Source organism: Streptomyces sp. YS-3, from assembly GCF_045257485.1.
Lineage (GTDB): Bacteria > Actinomycetota > Actinomycetes > Streptomycetales > Streptomycetaceae > Streptomyces.
Window position 1 is genome coordinate 1 of the sequence record NZ_JBJHPC010001206.1, and the last position, 566, is coordinate 566.

Here is a 566-nt window from a genome sequence, read left to right on the forward strand (position 1 = left end):
CCCCGGGCTCCCGCAGCGGCCACCACCGCTCCAGCCAGCGCGCGTCCGCGCCGGAGACGGGCGCGCCGAGGCGTTCGGTGCCGTCGGCGCGGACCAGGACCTCGCGCGGGACACCGTCGGCGTCGGCCTCGACGACGTCCACCGGCACGTTGTCCAGCCACTCGTTGGCGAACAGCAGGCCCCGGACGCCGGCCGGCGGCTCCGGGAGCCAGGTGATCCGCCCGTCGAGCCCCGGCGGACGCGCCGCGCGCTCGACGGCGTACGCCCGTACGGGGAATCCGGCGGGCAGCGCCGCCAGTACGCCGGTGACGAGCTCCCCGCGCCCCGCCGCCATGTCGACGAACGCCACCTCGCCGCCCCCGGGCTCCCCGGCCAGCTCCTCGGCCACCTCCTGAAGGAGGCGCGCCACGGCGCCGGCGAAGAGCGGTGAGGCGTGGACGGAGGTACGGAAGTGGCCCGCGGGGCCCTCGGGGCGCAGATAGAAGCCGTCGGGGCCGTACAGGGCCCGCTCGGTCGCCGCCCGCCAGCCGGACCAGCCCGACCCGGACCCGCCGGCCGAGCTGGAC

At 78.6% G+C, this 566-nt stretch carries 1 protein-coding gene; it reads right to left on the reverse strand.

Going from position 1 to position 566, the window contains the following annotated elements:
* Positions 1–566: SAM-dependent methyltransferase (locus ACJA3G_RS38325; RefSeq protein WP_406557589.1), on the reverse strand; the 566-nt coding region annotated here is incomplete at both ends.